The organism is Pseudosulfitobacter pseudonitzschiae (assembly GCF_900129395.1).
Lineage (GTDB): Bacteria > Pseudomonadota > Alphaproteobacteria > Rhodobacterales > Rhodobacteraceae > Pseudosulfitobacter > Pseudosulfitobacter pseudonitzschiae.
Genome location: NZ_FQVP01000004.1, coordinates 115,127 through 133,677 on the forward strand (window position 1 = coordinate 115,127; position 18,551 = coordinate 133,677).

Here is an 18,551-nt window from a genome sequence, read left to right on the forward strand (position 1 = left end):
GTCAAGCTAAATTATCAAAAAATCGTAATTAAACCCGCCACCACCGTTCCGCCATACGCAGATCATCCAGCGCGTGACGTGTGCCAATTTCCGCCGGAACCCCGATGTCCCGGTGCACGATCTGCTGGCAGCGTGCGGCGTCGGGCAGGTGCATGAACGCGCGGTCATCGGGCAGCGCATCGCGGCTGGTCACGTCGGCGGCATCCACCAGACCGGCGCGCAATGCCTCGGCGCGGACCTCTTGCGCGGGGATCGACACGAACTCGACCGTATCGAACCAGCCCGCGCGGTCGTTCTTGTAATGATCACCGATCCGAACCCCGATAAACTGGCGGCCTGCATCGAATTTCTGAACGCGGTACAGGCCGGTGCCCACACCCTGCGCCCGCGCGTCAGGGTCAGCCGGACGGATCAACGCGCCGGACAGCACATAGGGCAGATCGGCCTGCGCGTAGTTCAGGTGCACAACAACGCGCGCAGCGCCTTCGGCCCGCACCGTGCCGTCAACCTGATCGGCCAGGCTGGCCACCACATCCTGTGCCCGCAACGGCGTGCCATCATGGAACCGCACACCCGACCGCAGGTCAAAGGCCCAAGCGCGACCGCCCTGAGATCCCTGCCAGCCTGTCGCCAGCGCGCCGCGCAGGCTGCCGTCGGCGGCCACTTCGGTCAGCGCCTCGAACACGGTGTGATGCGCGGCCATCATGAACAGCCCGTTCGGCGCCCTGTCCCATGCATCATCCCGCGACGCACCGGACAGCGCCGCGCGCAACCGACCGCCCGAACGCGGCGCGATCTGCGCCTGTACGCCTGTCGCCGCCAGCAAGGCAGCAGCAGCACCCGAGGCAAACAAGGCACGACGGTCCATCCGTTTCATCGCCGCTGCTCCGTCATGGCGATCCGGTCCATCGTCCGGACCAGTTCCGAACTGATCCCCGGTTCAGACAGAGCGTGACCTGCGTTGCGCACCATCTTCAACGTGCTGCGCGGCCAGCGTTGCACAATGGCATAAGCGCTGTCAGGCGGGCAGATCATGTCATAACGACCCTGCACCACCGTCCCCGGAATATCGGCAATCCGGTCCATGTTCGCCAGAATCTGCCCGTCGAACTCCAGAAACCCGCCGTTGATGAAATAGTGATTCTCAAGCCGCGAGAATGCCCGCGCATATTCACCCGGCGCTTCGCCGCCCATGCCGTTGCTGTGGATCGACGCCAGCGCGTTTTCCCACGATGCCCAGGCGCGGCCGTATTTGGTCTCTTCCAACCGGTCGCCGCTGAACAAACGCTTGTGATAGGCGGCCACCAGATCGTCGCGCTCGTCCTCGGGGATCAGCCCGACAAAGCGCGCCCAGACCTCGGGCCAGAACTTGCCCGCGCCGCCACCATAGAACCAGTCGATCTCGGCCTTGGTCATGGTGAACACACCGCGCAACACCAGTTCGCGCACGCGGTCAGGATGGGTCTGGGCATAGATCAGCGCCAGCGTCGCCCCCCAGCTTCCGCCAAAGGCAATCCATGCGTCGATGCCCAGCGCCTCGCGGATCATCTCGATATCGCGGACCAGATGCCATGTCGTGTTGTTCTCGATCACCGCATGGGGGCGCGACCGCCCACAGCCACGCTGGTCAAACAACACCACGCGAAACACCGCAGGATCGAAATACCGCCGCATCGCGGGGCTGCATCCGCCACCGGGGCCACCGTGCAGCACCACGACAGGAATCCCAGACGGATTGCCGCACTGTTCGACATAAATCTTGTGCCCGTCGCCCACATCCATCATCCGCTGGTCGAACGGATCAACCGGCGGGTAAAGATATTGCACTGCGCGTTTTTGATCCGGGTACTTGTCCATGACCGTCCTATATAGGGTGCAAGGAACAATTGAGCATATGGAGAGCAGAATGCAAGCGCATCACGGCACCGTAGACCCCGCAGAAGTCGCCAAATTCGAAGCGATGGCCGCCGAATGGTGGGACCCGACGGGCAAATTCAAGCCGCTGCACATGCTGAACCCCTGCCGTCTGGACTATATCACCACCCAGATCGCCACCGAGTTCGACCGCGACCTGAACGCGCCCGATGCCTTTGCGGGCCTCCGCATCCTGGACATCGGCTGTGGCGGTGGGCTGCTGGCCGAACCGATGGCCCGGCTGGGGGCAGATGTTGTTGGGGCCGACGCGGCGGCGGGCAACATTCCCGTGGCGCAGGTCCACGCGCAGCAATCGGGGCTGGAGATCGACTATCGCCACACCACCGCCGAAGACATGGCCGCCGCAGGAGAACAGTTCGACGCGGTGCTGAACATGGAAGTGGTCGAACACGTGTCGGACCCGCTGGCCTATCTGACCGCCTGCCGCGAACTGCTGAAGCCGGGCGGGCTGCACATCTGCTCGACGCTGAACCGCAATCCCAAATCCTTTGCGATGGCGATCATCGGGGCCGAACACATCATGCGCTGGCTGCCCAAGGGCACCCATGAATGGTCCAAGTTCATCACGCCGGACGAGTTGTTTGACCTGCTGAAACGCGCCGGATTAGAGCCTGTGGACCGACAGGGGTTTGTGTTCAACCCGCTGACCTGGAGCTGGCGCCTGTCCGACCGGGATCTGAGCGTGAACTATGTCACGGCCAGCGTGAAACCGCGTTAAGCCTTGTCCGCCAACTGGCTGCGCAACTCGCGCAGCGTCGGAATCGCGGCGCGCACCTGTTCTTCACCGACCTTCTCGACCAGGTCACGGAACAACGGGGCGATGGCCGACACAGCCGCATCGCGGGCCTGCGCGCCTGCGGGGCTGATCGCCACCAGCTTGCGCCGCGCGTCGTCCCAATCGGGGCGGATGTGCACATATCCCTGCCATTGCAGCTTGCGCAGGGTGTTGGTCATGGCACCACGCGTCACGTTGAATGTCTCGGCCAGTTGTGCAGGCGTGCGCTCGCCGTGATGCCACGCCAGATTGTTCAACACCGAAAAATGCGAAATTTCCATGCCCTTGGGCAGCACACGCCCCAGCCGGTTGCGCACCGTCTGGTCGGCTGCCAAAACCTCGCTGAACAGAGCGATGGCCAATGCGTCCTTGTCCTGGGTCATGCGTTCATTTGGTTCATGGTCCGTCGAATTCACGGGCGTTTTCCAGCGCCGGAATGCGGCGGCGGGCGTCCGTGACCTTGCTAATGTCCAGATCGAACACCGAAAACCCCGGCTCCGCTCCTGCATCCACTACTACATCGCCCCACGGGTCAACCACAAGGGAATGGCCATAAGTGCTGCGCTGTGAACCCGACGTCGCGGGGTGCGTGCCGGTCTGGGCCGGGGCCAGAACCCACGCCCCGCTTTCGATTGCACGCGCCCGCAACAAGCTGTGCCAATGCGCGGCCCCCGTGACAGGCGAAAACGCCGACGGATAGACCAGAACCTGCGCGCCCGCCTGCACCAAGGCACGCGACAGATGACCAAAGCGCATGTCATAGCAGGTGGCCATACCCAGCCGAAAACCTGGCATATCAGCGACCACAGCACGGGTGCCGGGCCGGTAACCGGCAGATTCGCGATAGGTCTCACCCTCGCCGATCTGTACGTCGAACATATGGATCTTGTCGTAACGTGCGCGAATGTCACCATCCGGCCCGATCAGGAACTGCCGGTTGGCAAAGCGCCCGTCGGCATCATCCGTCTTGACCGCAAGCGATCCGATCAACAGCCAGATACCACGCGCCGCCGCCTGCGCCCGCAGTCCGGCCAGCGTGATGTCCGATGCCTCGTCCTGCAAGACCTCTTGCTGGCGGTCCCGGCGGGTCGAGATGCAGTTCGTCACCTCGGGGGACAAGACGAACTGCGCCCCCGCATCCACCGCGGCCCCCAACAAGGCTGAGGTCTGAACCAGATTGGCCGCCGGATCGTCCCCGACGTTCAATTGCAGCAGCGCGGCCTTCATCAGGCAGCCAGCAGCGCGTCCAGTTTGCCCTGACGCTCCAATGCATACAGGTCGTCGCAGCCACCCACGTGATCGTTGCCGACAAAGATCTGCGGCACCGTGCGGCTGCCATTGGCACGCTGGATCATCTCGGCCTTGCGCTCGGGGTTCGACATGACGTCAAACTCGACAAAATCCACGCCTTTCTGGTTCAGCAACTGTTTGGCGCGGTGGCAAAAGCCGCAAATCGGCGTGGTGTAGATTTCAACGGGTTTCATAGCAGCATCCTCGATATGGGGCGTTTGCCCAATATCTAGGTTGCTTTTGTCACCCGCGCCAGTGTCACCGCACAGACCCGCCCTGCGCCAGACGCCCGCACAGCGCGCGTTGCCTCGGCCATGGTCGCCCCAGAGGTCATGACATCATCGACCAACAGCACCGGCCGCCCGGCCGAAACACGGTGCGCCCGCGCCGGATTGAGCCGCAAGGCGCCGTCCACTATCGCGCGTCTTTGTGCGCCGTCCAGCTTGTCCAGGCTTCGGGTGCGGCGCGCGCGAATCAGCAGATCCGGGCAATAGGACAGGCCCAGCCGCTTTGCCATTGCCCTGCCCAGCAACGCCGATTGGTTGTACCGCCGCGACAGCATCCGTGTCCAATGCAGCGGGACCGGCGCAACCAGCATATCCGGCACCACGATGTCGCGCACCGCGCGGGCCATCCATCCCGATGCGGGCACCACCACCTCTTGCCGGTCCGCGTGTTTCAACCCCAGAACCAGCGACCGCGCACGGTCCCGATAGACCAACGCCGCGCGCCCCTGGTCCCAAGGCGGTGGTGCGCGCAGACAGTCATCGCAATGCGCCGCATCCACACCCATCTGCCCCGGCAACGGCCCCCCGCACGCATCGCAGATCGCGCCACCGATAAAAGGCGTGTCGCGCCAGCACGTGCCGCACAGGCCAAAATCGTCGTCCACCATGGTGCCACAGCCCAGACAGCGGGCCGGATAAACAAGGGAAAGGGCCGTTTGTAACCGCGTTGCAACCATTCTATCTAAGCTCCATGAACACACATGCACCACTGACCGACACCTCTGCCCTGGCCGCGCACCGCAAGCGGGTGCGCGCCGACGCGATGTTCCTGCACCAGACAGCGCGAGAGGAAATTCAGGATCGGCTGGAACTGGTTAACAGGACATTTACGCAAGCCGCCGTGGTCACCGGCTTTCCTGAAATGTGGCGCAATCTCATTCTTGGCGCGCGGATTGTTTCGGAAGGGGAAACGCTGGACCTGCAACCCGGCACGCAGGATCTGGTGATTCACGCCATGGGCCTGCACTGGTCCAACGATCCGGTTGGCCAGTTGATCCAATGCCAGCGCGCGCTGAAACCCGATGGCCTGTTTCTGGGCGTCTGTTTTGGCGGTCAGACCCTGCACGAGCTGCGCGCTTGCCTGGCCGAGGCCGAAGTGGCGCAGACCGGCGGGCTGAGCCCGCGCATCGCTCCAATGGGCGAAGTCCGCGATCTGGGTGCGTTGTTGCAACGGGCCGGTTTCGCCCTGCCGGTGGCGGATGTGCTGACGCAGCGGGTGGAATACAAATCCCCCCTGCACCTGATGCACGACCTGCGCGCGATGGGCGAGACCAACGCGCTGACCGGACGGCTGCGCAAACCCACCCGCAAGGCGGTGATGATGGACGCCGTTGCACGATACCAATCTGCATTCGGTACAGATACCGGCCGGATACGTACAACATTCGACCTGGTCTTTCTGGCCGGCTGGGCACCGGACCCCAGCCAGCCCAAGGCACTGCGCCCCGGCTCGGCCCAACAACGGCTTGCAGATGCGCTCAATGTCGCAGAACGCCCCTTGCCTGATTGAACTCGGGACAAAACCCTCTATGTCTCGGGCACCTGAACAGCGGAAAAGCCATGCCCGATACACAAACCAACGCCCAACGTCCCGCCCATGCCGCACCGGATCACCCCGCGCTCCCGGGCGAACGCGTCGGGGTTTTGCTGGCCAATCTGGGCACGCCGGACGGCTATGATTATTGGTCAATGCGCCGCTATCTGAGCGAATTCCTGTCAGACCGTCGCGTGATTGATTATTCGCCCTGGCTTTGGCAGCCGCTGTTGCAGACCGTGATTCTGACGAAACGACCCTTCACTTCGGGGGCGGCCTATAAATCCATCTGGAACGAGGCCGAAAACGAAAGCCCGCTGTTGACCATCACCAAGGCGCAGACCGCGAGAATCGCGGATGCGATGCAGGCACGCTTTGGCGACGCGGTCATGGTCGATTACTGTATGCGCTACGGCAATCCGTCGACCGAATCAAAGGTACGCGCACTGACCGAAGCAGGCTGTCGCAAGATCCTGTTTTTCCCGTTGTATCCGCACTATGCCGGCGCCACGTCGGCCACTGCCAACGATGCGTTTTTCAGCGCCTTGCAGAAAGAAACCTGGCAGCCGGTCGCGCGCACTGTGCCGCCCTATTTCGACCGCACGGACTACATCGACGCATTGGCCCAATCCATCGAACGCGGCTATGCGCAGGCCGAGCAGAGGCCTGATATTCTGCTGTGTTCCTACCACGGCGTGCCGCAACGCTATCTGACGCAGGGCGATCCCTATCATTGCCAATGCCAGAAAACGACGCGCCTGCTCAAGGAACGGCTGGGTTGGGACGACACCGAGATCATGACGACCTTCCAGTCAAAGTTCGGCCCGGAAGAGTGGCTGCAACCCTACACCGTGGAAGAGGTCGCGCGGCAGGCCAAGGCGGGCAAGAAACGCATCGCCGTATGCGCGCCCGCATTCTCGGCGGATTGCATCGAAACGCTTGAAGAAATCAATGAAGAGATCAAGGAAAGCTTTGTTCACGCGGGCGGCGAAAGCTTTACCTATATTCCCTGCCTGAACGATGACCCTGCACATATTCAGGCATTGTCGAACGTGATCGAGGAAAACCTGCGCGGCTGGCTGGTCTGAGGGCCTGCCGCGACCACGCCACCCTAGGGTGATTCGGTTTTTAGACGAAAAAAAAGGCGGTACCGAAGTACCGCCTTTTTCATTAGCTTGAAGCGTCGCTTAGTCAGCAACAGCTGCAGCCACCAGTGCCAGAAGCAGCAGGGGCAGCAGGATGCCGGAGGACGAAGAAGTAGCTTCTTCAACCACGACGGGTGCTTCGATGATCGGATCGGCAGGAGCGCCGGCGAATGCGGTAGTTGCAGCAGCTGTCAGAGCGGCGGCGAGAACGAGTTTTTTCATGTTAACCTCCAGAAAAAGCGCGTCAGCAATTGTGCGGACGCGCACCCAAGACTTACCTCGTATCCCGTTGTAAACAGCAAATAAGGTCGTTTGCAAACCCACATTGCCGCACAAAGGCCGCTAATCAATTCGATGTCGTCAAATTAGCAACACTTGTGTGCCCACTTTGGCCATCGCGAACAGTTCCTGGATATGTTCGTTGTACAAACCGATGCAGCCGTTGGACGAGCGGCGTCCAATTTTACGTGTGTCGTGGGTGCCGTGGATACGGTAATAGGTCCAGCTCAGGTACAAAGCATGTGTGCCCAAGGGGTTATCCGGGCCGGGGCCGATAAAGTCAGGCCACTCAGGGTTGCGCTGTTTCATCGAGGGCGTGGGGCGCCAGCTGGGGCCTTCGACCTTTTGAACAACGCTTGTGCGGCCGCGACGGGTCAGGTCGTCGGTCAGCGGCACGCTCGACGGGTACAATTTGTACACCGAGCGGTCTTCGTTCCAGTAATGTACGGCGCGGCTGTCGATATCGACGAGAATCGCACCGTTCTTCAGGTTGTCGAAATAAGGCTGCCAGTCCAAAGTCCGAAAGCTGGAAACGTTGCGGCGCACGGATTGCGTCGGATCACGCTCGGCTTGACCGGCGGGGACCTGTGCCAGCGCGGGCGTCGCAAGCAACGCAGCGGAGCCCGCCAAAAACGCACGACGGTTGTTGAATTCAAAACGCTTGCTGGACAAAATATGCCCTCCTGTTATGCGGATACTGCATTTACCCTTTTATATATGGCGCGAAAGACGCAGTCGCAATTCAAACAACTGTCATCCGGCAAGCTCACGCCTATGTGCGTTTGAATTGCAACGCGCGGCACTGTATCTCACCGGAAAACCAATCGACTGGAGCCTGTCATGATCCGTATATTTACCCTGCTTATGGCAGGTTTCCTTGTTCTGAGTGCCTGCGCCGTACCGCCGTCAACCCCGACACTCACTTCGGACGGCAGCACCGCCCCGAAATTGTACCGCATCCGCGCGGGTGACACTTCGAAGCTGCAGTACCGCATGCTTGATTCTGTCAACGCCCTGCGTCAGGCCCAAGGCGCCGCGCCGGTCGAGCTGAACCCGCAACTGAACGCCGCGGCCGCCACCCATTCGCGTGACATGTCGGTGCAGAACCGTCCCTGGCACTTTGGCTCGGACGGCTCGTCGCCCATCGACCGTCTGCAGCGCGTCGGCTATCCCGGTCGTCTTGTCGGGGAAAACATCTCTGAAACCTACGAATCAGAGCTGGAAACGCTGGCCGCGTGGATGGATCAACCCGACACGCGCCGTACGATTGTGTCACGTGACGCCAGCCAGATGGGCTTTGCCTGGCATCAGGAAAGCAACGGCAAGATCTGGTGGACGCTGGTCATGGCCAACCCCAACAGCAGCGCAATGGTCCCGCAGGCGAACCCGACCGCGACACGCCGCGTGCCTGCCCGTGTGGATCAGACCACAACATCGGCAGACGACGCCGCAGGGCTTGTTGCCTCTACCGAATGATCGGCTGAACCGGCGGCGGGCCTGACGGCCCGTCGCGCCCGTTTTTACGGATTGATCTGTATCGGCGTGCCGTCACCGACCATAGCGTAGACATCTTCGATCTCTTTATCGGTGACCGCGATGCAACCCCAGGTCCAGTCGTTCTGGCCCTTTTTCCGCTTGTCCGAATTCCCGTGAATAAAGATGTCGCCGCCGGGGCTCTTGCCCATCTCTTCGGCAAAAGCACGGTCTTTTTCGTTGGGATAGGAAATGCCCACGGACAGGTGGAATTTGCTGTTCGGGTTGCGTCGGTCGATCAGGTACACGCCCTCGGGCGTGCGTCCGTCACCTTCAAAGAACTTGTGCCCGATGGGGGCAAAGCCCAGATCAATGGTATAGGCTTTCAGCACGCGATCCTTGTGCAACAGGAACATCTGTCGCTGTGATTTGTTCACCACGACAAAGGTCACGGCAGGGCCGTTGTAGCGTTTGAATTTGCTGGGGGTACAAGCGGGTACGATCGCCGCCGCAACGCCGCCAAGGATCAATGCCCTGCGTTTCATCCAATCTGTCCTGCCTTGCGTGCCTGTTATCAGGCTACCATTTACTGCTTTGCATCGGTACACCGAATCCGGGCGTTCACCAAGCCGTTATCGCAAAAAATAAGCTCACAGACGCGTCAACTTGCCGACCAGTTCCACGTGAGACGACCAACGGAACTGATCCACGGGCTGGACCCATTCCAGCGCAAAGCCCGCCGAAACAAGCTGTGCCGTGTCGCGGGCAAAGGTCACCGGATTGCACGAAACATAGGCCACCGTCTTTACCGTGCTTTCGATGATCTGCGCGACCTGTGCAGCCGCCCCGGCACGCGGAGGATCAATCACCACAACGTCAAACCGCTTCAACTCGTCCGGCAACAAGGGGCGGCGGAACAGGTCGCGTGCCTCGGAAGTCAAGGGGCGCAATCCGCCTGCCGCGCGCCAGCCCGCCGCCAGCGCTGCCGTCATTTCCGCGTCGCCCTCGACCGCGTGCACTTCGGCGTGGGCCAGCAAGGGAAAGCTGAAGGTGCCGCAGCCTGCGAACAGGTCGGCGACCGACCTGGCCCCTGCACAAATTTCCATCACCAGCGCCTGCAAGCTGTGTTCGCCGTGCACCGTGGCCTGCAGGAACGTCCCCGGCGGTGGCACGACCCGCGCCGCGCCAAAGGTCTGGAACGCCTGCCCGCGTGCGGCAATCACCTCGCCGTCCCACGCCAGACGGCACAACCCGTGCGTCTCGGTCGCCTGCGCCAACTGGATGCGCAATGGTCCGTCCAGCGGCTTGCCGCCCTGCACCGAAATATCCAGCCCCTCGCCCGAGAGGGTTGCGGACACCGACATCTCGGCCTTGCGACTGGAGCCGACCAGCGCCAGCGCCTTGGCCACCTCAAGCGCGGGCAACAGCGCGCGGTCGACCAGCAGGCAATCGGTCACCTCGACAATCACGCCGGACGCGCGGCCATGAAAACCGGCGGTTGCGCCCTTTTTGGTGCGTTTGACAGAAAACGTTGCCCGTCTGCGCGACTGTGCGGGGGATGTCAGCGTCGGGCGTACATCGGTTTCCAGACGGTGGGCAGACAGCGCCGCCTTGACCACATCCGCCTTGAAATCCGCGACCAGCGCGTCGCTGGCGTGCTGCAACTGGCAGCCGCCGCAGCTTTTGTAATGGCGGCAGGGCGCGGCGACGCGGTCGTCCGACGGCACGTCGATACGCACGTCGGTCAGTTGCGAGTCGTTCAACGTCCCGCTGACCACTTCGCCGGGCAACGTGCGGGGGGCAAAAACCGGGCCTTCGGCAATGCCGTCGCCCTGATGTCCAAGGCGGATGATTGTGTGTTGTGTCATAGCGCGTTCCTTAGCGCGAAGCGTCGCCACACAGAAGCCCCATCGAACAGTTGCACCCGTCGCGAATTTGGCAGACCAATACGCGACACACCCAAAGGACATCAAAATGCCGTCACCGCTTGCCCCCCTGCTGGAAGACATCCGCGCCCGCTTTGCCCATGTCGATGAATGCCCCTTTGCCGGGCCGCGCATCTTTTTCGAGAACGCGGGCGGCGCGCTGACACTGAAGTCGGCGGTCGAAACCTCGGCAAAATTCGCGGCCATCCCCGACAACCAGGGGCGCGACAACCCGGCGGCCAAGGCGCTGGTGGGTATCATCCAGACGGCCAAGGCCGACATGGCCACATTCTTTAACGCGCCCTCGGGCCAGTTCTTTGTCGGGGAAAGCGGGACCGAGCTGTTGTTCCGCCTGATCCGCACCGCCGTGATGGGGGCAAAGGGCACCGTGATCGGGTCCACCATCGAACACCCGGCCTCGCGCAGTGCCGCGCAGATCTGGGCGAAAAACGCCGGTGTAGACTATATCAGCGTGCCCCATGACGCCGCGCGCGGGCTGGTGACAGCTCAGGACTACGCCGCCGCGATGACGTCGGATGTGCGTGTGGCCACGATCCTGCACACCTCGCCCGTGACCGGCATGGGCATGGACATTGCCGCCATTTCGCAGGCGATCCGCGCCGTGTCGCCCGATTGCCTGATCATCGTGGACGGCATCCAGCACGCCAGCCACGGCGGCATCGACATCGCAGCCGCAGGCATCGACGGCTATGTGGTCAGCCCCTACAAGGTGTTCTCGCGCCACGGTTACGGCGTGGCATGGGCGTCCGACCGGCTGAGCAAGCTGCCGCTTGAGGCGCTGATGGGCGGACCGTCGGAGAACTGGGAAATGGGCACCCGCGACACAGGTGCATATGCGACGTTTTCGGACGTGGTGGCCTATTTCGACTGGCTGGGCGGGCAGGTGTCCGACGCAACCGACCGCCGCGCGCGGATCGAGGCGGCAGGCCATGCCATCCACGCCCACGAGAAACACCTGACCGACACCATGCTGAACGGCACCGGCAACCTGCCCGGCCTGACCGATCTGCCCGGCGTCCAGATCATTGGCGGCGACGACAATCCGGCGCGCGAGGGGCTGGTTTGTTTTGTCATGGACGGAATGCCCGCCGCCGACATCGTGGCCCGCCTGAACGATCAGGGCATTCGCACCCATGTGCGCAAGGCTGACCACTATTCCGGCAACGTGCTGGACCCGCTGGGCCTGCCGGCGGCTGTGCGCGTGTCGCTGTGCCACTACAACTCAGAGGCCGAAGTGACGGCATTCCTGTCCGCCATGAAGAAGATGTCCGACGATGCTTGACCGCAACGGCCCCCTGCGCGGACTGCGTGTTGTTGAAATGGCGGGGCTGGGACCTGCGCCCTTTGCCTGCATGATGCTGGCCGACATGGGGGCCGAGGTGGTCCGCATCGCCCGTCCCGGCCAGAAACCGATGTTCGGGATCGACCAAAAGCACAACCTGTACGACCGCTCGCGCCAGAGCGTCACGCTGGACCTGCGCAATCCCGACGACCTGGCACAGGCGCAAACCCTGATCGCCCGCGCCGAAGTGGTGATCGAAGGGTTTCGCCCCGGCGTGATGGAGCGGCTTGGCCTGGGCCCCGAGCCGATGATGGCCAGCAACCCCGCGCTGGTCTACGGACGCATGACCGGCTGGGGACAGGACGGACCGCTGCGCGACCGCGCGGGTCACGACCTGAACTATATGGCAATCTCCGGCGCGCTGTGGTCCATCGGTCCCGCCGACGCGCCCCCGCCCCCGCCGCAGAACATCATCGCCGATCTGGCGGGCGGCGGCATGATGCTGTTGGCCGGCGTTCTGGCTGCCGTGTTGCACGCGCGCGGCACCGGGCAGGGACAGGTTGTCGATGCCTGCATGTCTGACGGTGCAGCGTTGATGATGGTGATGCAATACGGCCTGATGGCCGCAGGGATGCACAACGATCAGCAACGCGGCGGCAACACGCTGAACGGCGGCATTGCCAGCTATCGCTGCTATGAAACCGCCTGTGGCGGCTATGTCGCGCTTGGCCCGCTGGAACCGCAGTTCTATGCCGAGATGCTGGCGCAACTGGGGCTGTCGGACGATCCGCGCTTTGCCGATCAATACGGGGCGCAGGATGAGATGCACGCCGTGTTAGAGACGCTTTTCAGGTCAAAACCCCGCAGTCACTGGCAGGACATTCTGGAACGTGTCGATGCCTGTTTCGCACCCGTCCTGCCCATGTCCGAGGCGCCGGACTACCCCCACAATGTCGCACGCGGCACCTTTGTGACGACCGACGGCATCGTGCAACCCGGTCCCGCCCCGCGCTTTTCCCTCACCCCCTCCGATCCGCCGACGCACGGCGACGCTGGCATGACGACCGTGGCGGATGTGCTGAAATCCTGGGCCTAGGCTCTTGCCATTCGGTCGCCAAGCTTCAAAGGTATCGCCATGACAGTTTCCCAACGTATCACCGACAAACGCGATGACCTGATCCAGCTGACCCAGGACCTGATCCGCATCCCGACGCTGAATCCTCCGGGCGAGAACTATCGCGAGATTTGCGATTTTCTGGACAAACGCCTGAGACAGCACGGCTTTCAGACCCAGTTGATCCGCGCCCATGGCACCCCCGGTGACAGCGAGAAATATCCCCGCTGGAACATCGTCGCGCGGCGGGACGGGGCGCAGACGGGCGAATGCGTGCATTTCAACAGCCACACGGATGTGGTCGAGGTCGGTCAGGGCTGGACCTTTGATCCCTTTGGCGGCGCGGTGTCCGATGGCAAGATCTACGGACGCGGGGCCTGCGACATGAAGGGCGGGCTGGCCGCGTCGATTATCGCCGCCGAAGCGTTCATCGAGGAGCATCCGAATTTTCAGGGCGCCATCGAAATCTCGGGCACGGCGGACGAGGAATCGGGCGGCTACGGCGGCGTTGCCTATCTGGCGGAACAGGGATTTTTCGACCCTAACAAGGTGCAACACGTCATTATCCCCGAACCCCTGCAAAAGGATCGCATCTGTCTGGGCCATCGCGGCGGCTGGTGGGCCGAGATCGAAACCAAGGGCGAGATTGCCCACGGGTCTATGCCGTTCCTGGGCGATTGTGCCGTGCGCCACATGGGCGCGGTGCTGTCCGAATTTGAAACCAAACTGTATCCGGCGATGGCGGCGCGGTTCACCGAGATGCCCGTGGTGCCCGAAGGCGCACGGCAATCGACGATGAACATCAACTCGATCCACGGCGGACAAAAGGAACAGACCGACGATTTCACCGGCCTGCCCGCGCATTGTGTGCCTGACAGCTGCCGCATCGTGATCGACCGGCGCTATCTGGTCGAGGAAACGCTGGACCAGGTCCGCGACGAGGTTAAGGCGCTGCTGGAAGGGCTGCGCGAGACACGGCCCGATTTCGAATACGAGCTGACCGAGCTGAACAGCGTGATCCCGTCGATGACGGACAAGACTGCCCCTGTTGTAGAGACTGTTGCAAAGGCAATCGAGGATGTGATGGGCAAGCCGCCGACCTATGTGGCGTCGCCCGGATCGTACGACCAGAAACACATCGACCGCATCGGCAAGCTGAAGAACTGCATCGCCTATGGTCCCGGTCTGCTGGAACTGGCGCACAAGCCCGACGAATACATCGGCATCGACGACATGGTGGACAGCGCCAAGGTGATGGGCGCCGCGTTAGAGACGCTTTTGCTGCCCAAGGGCTAGCCTTCGGCCGATACCCCGAAGATCGCGATGGCGATGCCCAGCACGGCAAGGGCGGCAAAGCCTACGGCTCGCGGCCGCCCGTCGGCATTCTGCCACGCGCCAATCGCCGCAATTGCGGACTGTATCGCGTAGTACAGCGCAAAGGCGCGCGAGGCGTAGCTGATGATTTCGAACACGCTCGCCGCCCATGTCAGAACCAGCCCGATGGCCACCAGAATGGCATAGCCCTTGCGCGTCGACACACGCCCGCCGGTCAACTCGGCAATCAAACCGCCGGAACCACCCGTATCGGCCACTGCCGCGCTGAACTGGGCGCTGATGGCCGCCGCGATCAGCAACAGCGGCAGGATGGGGGCGACAACCGCCATCAGATCAATGATCGCCGTTTCGCTTAGGTGTCGGGCGTCGGGTTGGATCGAATAGCTTAGTAATACAATGTAAAACATGTAGATCGCCATCGACAGCCACTGCGCCAGTTTCATCGACCGTATCCGTTCGCTGGCACTGTAGTCCGCGCCCAGATAGCGCGAGGTCTCAAACCCCTGCACGGTGACCAGCAGACCTGCAAAGATCGTCAACGCGTGTATCCCGCCCACCTTCGGCGGCTGAACGATCAGGTCTCCGGCAACGGCGGTCTTGACGAAATACCAGCCCAGCCCGAACAACAACCCCGCGATAATCGCCAGCTTGACCCCGACAGACACCTGTTCGACCCGTTCCAGCGCGTGAAACCCCTTGGTCCAGCCGATGATCAGGATCACCACGAAAACGACACTTGTCACCAGCTTGGCATCAATGGTCGTGTTGAACGGCGTCATGCTGACGGCGAAAGACCCCAACAGGTTCAGATAGTAAGCCACCGATATCACATAGGCAAAGGCCAGCGCCCAGGATGCGGCCGTCTCGAAACTGTCTTCGGTTGCGTTGCGTCCGGTCGTGTCATCCGCCCTGCGTGCAATGTTGAACCGGATCGCGGCACCAAAGCAGTAGGCCATCAGGCACAGAGCCAGCATGACCGATGGCGCGTATTTGCCATAGGACGTATCAAGGATCGGCCCCAGCACCAGAAAGCCGCTGCCGATGATCGAGGCCAGCGGCGTGATCGCGGCGCGCCACAGTCGGGCCTGTGCCAGTCTGGGATACAGCAGCAAGGCCGCCGTACCGACGGTCACCAGAACAATAAACGCATTCAACATGAGAGATCCCTTTTTGATGGACTCATCGCACGGCTGTCTTCATGCGAATGCGCCAGCCCCGATCTACATAACGCGTTTAACGCGCACGGCTAGAACGCAGTTTCCGATGCCAGCGCCAGACCTTCGACAATGCCGGTCAAAGCAGCACCGCGATGCACATCTGCCCGAGGAAACCGCTGTGTCAGTGCGCCCTGAATCACGGCCATCAGGCTGGACCCGCCAACAAAGATAAGCCGGTCGATGTTCTCCGGCGCCACCCCGGCCTGCTGCACCGCCTGCAATGCAGCCTCGCCCACCTGATCGGCCATATCGGCCAGCCCCGCCCACATCATCGCGGCGGGCAGCGGAACGGTCAAACCTGTCTCTAACAGGCCCAATTTGATCTCGGGCAATGCGGTTCCGGCGGGATCGTTTGCGGCGATCTTGCCCGCCTCGACGGCAAAGGCCAGGTCGTGGCCCAGCTCATCCTCAAGCACACGCACCAACCGGTCGAGCAATTCCGGCTGCACCGCATGTTTCGCCAGATCCTGCGCCGCGCGGCGGCTGTCAGGGGCATAGAGGAACGGAATTTTCTGCCATGTGGCAAGATCGGCAAACAAGGCGCGCGGGGCGGTGTGGACCTGATCGCCAAAGGCATGACGAATGTCGCTGCCCAGCCCCAGATGCGGCATCACGTGATCCAGCGAGAGCCGCCGGTCAAAATCGGTGCCGCCCAGCCGCACGCCGTGGCTGGCCAGGATATCAATGCCTGCATCGTCCCCGTGCCGGAACACGGTAAAATCCGACGTACCCCCGCCAATGTCGACCACCAGCCCCAGATCGCCGTCCTGCAAGGCCGCACGGCTGGCCAGCGCCGCCGCTTCGGGTTCGGGCATGAATTTGACCGCGTCAAACCCCGCCGCGTGGTAACATTCCGTCAGGTCCACCAGCGCCTGCGCGTTGCGTTCGGCATTGGCACTGTGAAACAGCACCGGCCGACCCGACAGCGCGGTGTTGAACGTCAGCCCGCTTTCCGCTTCCGCCCGCTGTTTCAGCGTCGCCAGAAACCGTGCCACGATGGTGATGAAATCCTGCCGTTCGTTCAGCAGCATCCGGCTTTCACGCATCAACGACGTGCCCAGCAGGCTTTTGAGCGCGCGCATATAGCGCCCCTCGTCCCCCGCGATCAGCGCATTGTTGGCGGGACGCCCGTAAACCACCTTGCGCGAATCGAAATCGAAAAACACCGCCGTGGGCAGGGTCTGTTCGCCCGGTTCAAGCGCGACAAGATGCGGCGTGCCATCCACAGCATAGCCCGCAGCAGAGTTGGAAGTGCCAAAGTCGATGCCAAGGGTCGCCATGTCGTCACCGCCTGAAAACAGAAGAAAGGCGCCGCCATAGCGCCTTGGCCTTGCGGGTGCAACACGCCGGTGCTGGTCAAAGTCCAAGGAACTGGCTAGCCTTTCAAAAAACCAACCGGGAGTCTGAAAATGTTCCACATCCGCTCGCTTTTGCTGGGGGTCGCATCCGCTGCGCTGATCGCAGGATCGGCCTTGGCCAAGGACGACATCGTCGTTGCCCTGCAGCTTGAGCCGCCGCACCTTGATCCTACCAGCGCCGCTGCCGGCGCCATCGATTCGGTTCTGTATTCCAACGTGTTCGAGGGTCTGACCCGCTTTATGGGCGACGGATCGATCGTGCCCGGCCTGGCCGAAAGCTGGGAGATTTCGGACGACGGTCTGACCTATACGTTCAAGCTGCATGACGGTGTGACATTCCACGACGGCACCACCATGGACGCCGAAGACGTGAAATTCAGCCTGGACCGTGCCCGCGCCGAAGACAGCGTGAACGCGCAAAAGGCGCTGTACACCGGCATCGCGGATGTCGAGGTGATCGACCCCCTGACGGTCAAGCTGACCCTGTCCGAACCGAACGGCAGCCTGCTGTTCAACCTGGCATGGGGCGACGCGGTGATCGTGGCCCCCGAAAGCATCGAGAACATCAAGCAGACGCCCATCGGCACCGGCGCGTTCAAATTCGTGAACTGGGTGCAGGGCGACAAGATCGAGCTGGAACGCAACGACGCCTATTGGGGTGACGCGCCGGCGCTGGCCAAGGCGACGTTCAAGTTCATCTCGGACCCGACCGCCGCCTTTGCCGCTGTGATGGCCGAGGATGTGGACGTCTTTGCCGGGTTCCCCGCCCCCGAAAACCTGCCGCAATTCGAGGCAGACCCGCGGTTTCAGGTGCTGATCGGCAGCACCGAGGGCGAAACCATCCTGTCCATCAACAACGCCCAGGCGCCCTTTGACAACGTCAAGGTCCGCGAAGCGATTGCCCACGCCATCGACCGTCAGGCGATCATCGACGGGGCAATGTTCGGCTATGGCACGCCCATCGGCACGTTCTTTGCGCCGCACAACCCGGCCTATGTCGATCTGACCGGCCTGAGCGAATACGACCCCGAGAAAGCCCGCGCGCTGCTGGCCGAGGCCGGCTTTGCCGACGGGTTCGAAACCACGTTGCACCTGCCGCCCCCGTCCTATGCCCGTCGTGGCGGCGAGATTGTCGCGGCACAGCTGGCCGAGGTCGGCATCAAGGCCGAGATCATCAACGTCGAATGGGCGCAATGGCTGGAAACGGTGTTCAAGGGCAAGAACTTTGGCCTGACCATCATTTCGCACACCGAACCGATGGACATCGGCGTCTATGCCAACCCGGATTACTATTTCCAGTATGACAACCCCGACTTCCAGGCGCTGATGACCAAGCTGAACGGCACCACCGATCCCGACATGCGCACGCAACTTCTGGGTGACGCCCAGCGCATGATTTCCGAGGATTACGTGAACGGCTATCTGTTCCAGCTGGCCATGCTGTCGGTCGCCAAGGCCGACCTGCAAGGTCTGTGGACCAACGCGCCGACCCAGGCCACCGATCTGACCGGCGTCAGCTGGGCGGACTAAGCGCCCCTGACAAACTGATAAAGGGCGGCGGTTGCGTCGCCCTTTTCCTTT

General features: G+C 62.3%; 19 protein-coding genes and 1 pseudogene. 8 read left to right on the plus strand and 12 right to left on the minus strand.

What is annotated here, in order from left to right; all coding sequences use genetic code 11:
* Window positions 1–28 precede the first annotated feature (28 nt).
* Entirely contained in the window at window positions 29–877 is an 849-nt protein-coding gene (locus tag BUC08_RS12375) for an ABC transporter substrate-binding protein (protein WP_037922485.1), read from the minus strand.
* The gene (gene pip, locus BUC08_RS12380; RefSeq protein WP_037922487.1) at window positions 874–1,857 is read right to left on the minus strand and encodes a prolyl aminopeptidase; all 984 of its coding nucleotides are present in this window, start codon (window positions 1,855–1,857) and stop codon (window positions 874–876) included. The genes BUC08_RS12375 and pip overlap by 4 nt, the downstream gene beginning before the upstream one ends.
* 49 nt (window positions 1,858–1,906) lie before the next feature.
* Between pip and ubiG the strand changes: the two genes are divergently transcribed.
* On the plus strand, window positions 1,907–2,653 hold the full coding sequence (gene ubiG / locus BUC08_RS12385) for a bifunctional 2-polyprenyl-6-hydroxyphenol methylase/3-demethylubiquinol 3-O-methyltransferase UbiG (RefSeq protein WP_037922490.1): 747 nt from the start codon (window positions 1,907–1,909) through the stop codon (window positions 2,651–2,653).
* On the opposite strand, the gene BUC08_RS12390 is transcribed toward ubiG, so the two are convergent.
* The 4 genes from BUC08_RS12390 to BUC08_RS12405 are packed head-to-tail and all read right to left on the minus strand — an operon-like array spanning window position 2,650 to window position 4,964.
* Window positions 2,650–3,093 (minus strand): MarR family winged helix-turn-helix transcriptional regulator, encoded by a 444-nt coding sequence (locus BUC08_RS12390; protein ID WP_037922493.1) that lies wholly within the window; start codon window positions 3,091–3,093, stop codon window positions 2,650–2,652. The genes ubiG and BUC08_RS12390 overlap by 4 nt on opposite strands.
* A 13-nt stretch (window positions 3,094–3,106) precedes the next feature.
* Window positions 3,107–3,937, minus strand: coding sequence for a carbon-nitrogen hydrolase family protein (locus BUC08_RS12395; RefSeq protein WP_037922495.1), 831 nt, complete (start codon window positions 3,935–3,937; stop codon window positions 3,107–3,109).
* A complete protein-coding gene (gene grxC / locus BUC08_RS12400; RefSeq protein WP_037922499.1) occupies window positions 3,937–4,194 on the minus strand; it encodes a glutaredoxin 3 in 258 nt (85 codons plus the stop codon). Before grxC ends, BUC08_RS12395 begins: the two co-directional genes overlap by 1 nt.
* A 35-nt stretch (window positions 4,195–4,229) precedes the next feature.
* Window positions 4,230–4,964: a ComF family protein gene (locus tag BUC08_RS12405; RefSeq protein ID WP_037922502.1), complete on the minus strand. Its 735-nt coding sequence runs from the start codon at window positions 4,962–4,964 to the stop codon at window positions 4,230–4,232.
* A 14-nt stretch (window positions 4,965–4,978) separates the two neighbouring features.
* On the opposite strand from BUC08_RS12405, the gene BUC08_RS12410 reads away from it, so the two are divergent.
* Both BUC08_RS12410 and hemH read left to right on the plus strand, forming a co-directional pair.
* On the plus strand, window positions 4,979–5,797 hold the full coding sequence (locus BUC08_RS12410; RefSeq protein WP_037922504.1) for a methyltransferase domain-containing protein: 819 nt from the start codon (window positions 4,979–4,981) through the stop codon (window positions 5,795–5,797).
* A 50-nt stretch (window positions 5,798–5,847) separates the two neighbouring features.
* Window positions 5,848–6,909 (plus strand): ferrochelatase, encoded by a 1,062-nt coding sequence (hemH, locus tag BUC08_RS12415; protein ID WP_037922507.1) that lies wholly within the window; start codon window positions 5,848–5,850, stop codon window positions 6,907–6,909.
* Window positions 6,910–7,008: 99 nt separating this feature from the next.
* Here hemH and BUC08_RS12420 read toward each other — a convergent pair whose 3' ends face one another.
* Together BUC08_RS12420 and BUC08_RS12425 are read right to left on the minus strand one after the other, a co-directional pair.
* Entirely contained in the window at window positions 7,009–7,188 is a 180-nt protein-coding gene (locus tag BUC08_RS12420; RefSeq protein ID WP_028955657.1) for a hypothetical protein, read from the minus strand.
* Between the two features lie 138 nt (window positions 7,189–7,326).
* On the minus strand, window positions 7,327–7,917 hold the full coding sequence (locus tag BUC08_RS12425) for a L,D-transpeptidase (RefSeq protein WP_037922509.1): 591 nt from the start codon (window positions 7,915–7,917) through the stop codon (window positions 7,327–7,329).
* Between the two features lie 168 nt (window positions 7,918–8,085).
* Here BUC08_RS12425 and dalA point away from each other — a divergent pair.
* Window positions 8,086–8,598 (plus strand): annotated as a pseudogene (gene dalA, locus BUC08_RS12430) (divisome-associated lipoprotein DalA); the annotation flags it as partial.
* A 167-nt stretch (window positions 8,599–8,765) separates the two neighbouring features.
* On the opposite strand, the gene BUC08_RS12435 reads toward dalA, so the two are convergent.
* Window positions 8,766–9,263, minus strand: a complete 498-nt coding sequence (locus BUC08_RS12435; protein WP_037922512.1) for a L,D-transpeptidase family protein — start codon at window positions 9,261–9,263, stop codon at window positions 8,766–8,768.
* Between the two features lie 105 nt (window positions 9,264–9,368).
* Window positions 9,369–10,586 (minus strand): class I SAM-dependent RNA methyltransferase, encoded by a 1,218-nt coding sequence (locus BUC08_RS12440; protein ID WP_037922514.1) that lies wholly within the window; start codon window positions 10,584–10,586, stop codon window positions 9,369–9,371.
* Window positions 10,587–10,692: 106 nt separating this feature from the next.
* On the opposite strand from BUC08_RS12440, the gene BUC08_RS12445 reads away from it, so the two are divergent.
* From BUC08_RS12445 to BUC08_RS12455, 3 genes are read left to right on the plus strand one after another with little or no spacing between them, the layout of a single operon-like run.
* Entirely contained in the window at window positions 10,693–11,946 is a 1,254-nt protein-coding gene (locus BUC08_RS12445; protein ID WP_037922517.1) for an aminotransferase class V-fold PLP-dependent enzyme, read from the plus strand.
* Window positions 11,939–13,042 carry a CaiB/BaiF CoA transferase family protein gene (locus BUC08_RS12450; protein ID WP_037922520.1) on the plus strand — a complete coding sequence of 368 codons (1,104 nt, stop codon included), beginning with the start codon at window positions 11,939–11,941 and terminating at the stop codon, window positions 13,040–13,042. Before BUC08_RS12445 ends, BUC08_RS12450 begins: the two co-directional genes overlap by 8 nt.
* A gap of 39 nt (window positions 13,043–13,081) precedes the next feature.
* Window positions 13,082–14,356 carry an acetylornithine deacetylase/succinyl-diaminopimelate desuccinylase family protein gene (locus BUC08_RS12455; protein WP_037922522.1) on the plus strand — a complete coding sequence of 425 codons (1,275 nt, stop codon included), beginning with the start codon at window positions 13,082–13,084 and terminating at the stop codon, window positions 14,354–14,356.
* Here the strand turns inward: BUC08_RS12455 and BUC08_RS12460 are convergent.
* Together BUC08_RS12460 and BUC08_RS12465 are read right to left on the minus strand one after the other, a co-directional pair.
* The gene (locus tag BUC08_RS12460; RefSeq protein ID WP_037922525.1) at window positions 14,353–15,552 is read right to left on the minus strand and encodes an APC family permease; all 1,200 of its coding nucleotides are present in this window, start codon (window positions 15,550–15,552) and stop codon (window positions 14,353–14,355) included. The genes BUC08_RS12455 and BUC08_RS12460 overlap by 4 nt on opposite strands.
* Window positions 15,553–15,641: 89 nt before the next feature.
* Window positions 15,642–16,892 carry an Hsp70 family protein gene (locus tag BUC08_RS12465; RefSeq protein WP_037923381.1) on the minus strand — a complete coding sequence of 417 codons (1,251 nt, stop codon included), beginning with the start codon at window positions 16,890–16,892 and terminating at the stop codon, window positions 15,642–15,644.
* A gap of 129 nt (window positions 16,893–17,021) precedes the next feature.
* Between BUC08_RS12465 and BUC08_RS12470 the strand changes: the two genes are divergently transcribed.
* Entirely contained in the window at window positions 17,022–18,500 is a 1,479-nt protein-coding gene (locus tag BUC08_RS12470; protein WP_037922528.1) for an ABC transporter substrate-binding protein, read from the plus strand.
* The last annotated feature ends 51 nt before the right edge of the window (window positions 18,501–18,551 follow it).

Bases quoted from the DNA above. Each gene is read 5' to 3' on its own strand.
- BUC08_RS12375 (WP_037922485.1), bottom strand. From the start codon at position 877: ATGAAACGGATGGACCGTCGTGCCTTGTTTGCCTCGGGTGCTGCTGCT.
- pip (WP_037922487.1), bottom strand. From the start codon at position 1,857: ATGGACAAGTACCCGGATCAAAAACGCGCAGTGCAATATCTTTACCCG.
- ubiG (WP_037922490.1), top strand. From the start codon at position 1,907: ATGCAAGCGCATCACGGCACCGTAGACCCCGCAGAAGTCGCCAAATTC.
- BUC08_RS12390 (WP_037922493.1), bottom strand. From the start codon at position 3,093: ATGACCCAGGACAAGGACGCATTGGCCATCGCTCTGTTCAGCGAGGTT.
- BUC08_RS12395 (WP_037922495.1), bottom strand. From the start codon at position 3,937: ATGAAGGCCGCGCTGCTGCAATTGAACGTCGGGGACGATCCGGCGGCC.
- grxC (WP_037922499.1), bottom strand. From the start codon at position 4,194: ATGAAACCCGTTGAAATCTACACCACGCCGATTTGCGGCTTTTGCCAC.
- BUC08_RS12405 (WP_037922502.1), bottom strand. From the start codon at position 4,964: ATGGTTGCAACGCGGTTACAAACGGCCCTTTCCCTTGTTTATCCGGCC.
- BUC08_RS12410 (WP_037922504.1), top strand. From the start codon at position 4,979: ATGAACACACATGCACCACTGACCGACACCTCTGCCCTGGCCGCGCAC.
- hemH (WP_037922507.1), top strand. From the start codon at position 5,848: ATGCCCGATACACAAACCAACGCCCAACGTCCCGCCCATGCCGCACCG.
- BUC08_RS12420 (WP_028955657.1), bottom strand. From the start codon at position 7,188: ATGAAAAAACTCGTTCTCGCCGCCGCTCTGACAGCTGCTGCAACTACC.
- BUC08_RS12435 (WP_037922512.1), bottom strand. From the start codon at position 9,263: ATGAAACGCAGGGCATTGATCCTTGGCGGCGTTGCGGCGGCGATCGTA.
- BUC08_RS12440 (WP_037922514.1), bottom strand. From the start codon at position 10,586: ATGACACAACACACAATCATCCGCCTTGGACATCAGGGCGACGGCATT.
- BUC08_RS12445 (WP_037922517.1), top strand. From the start codon at position 10,693: ATGCCGTCACCGCTTGCCCCCCTGCTGGAAGACATCCGCGCCCGCTTT.
- BUC08_RS12450 (WP_037922520.1), top strand. From the start codon at position 11,939: ATGCTTGACCGCAACGGCCCCCTGCGCGGACTGCGTGTTGTTGAAATG.
- BUC08_RS12455 (WP_037922522.1), top strand. From the start codon at position 13,082: ATGACAGTTTCCCAACGTATCACCGACAAACGCGATGACCTGATCCAG.
- BUC08_RS12460 (WP_037922525.1), bottom strand. From the start codon at position 15,552: ATGTTGAATGCGTTTATTGTTCTGGTGACCGTCGGTACGGCGGCCTTG.
- BUC08_RS12465 (WP_037923381.1), bottom strand. From the start codon at position 16,892: ATGGCGACCCTTGGCATCGACTTTGGCACTTCCAACTCTGCTGCGGGC.
- BUC08_RS12470 (WP_037922528.1), top strand. From the start codon at position 17,022: ATGTTCCACATCCGCTCGCTTTTGCTGGGGGTCGCATCCGCTGCGCTG.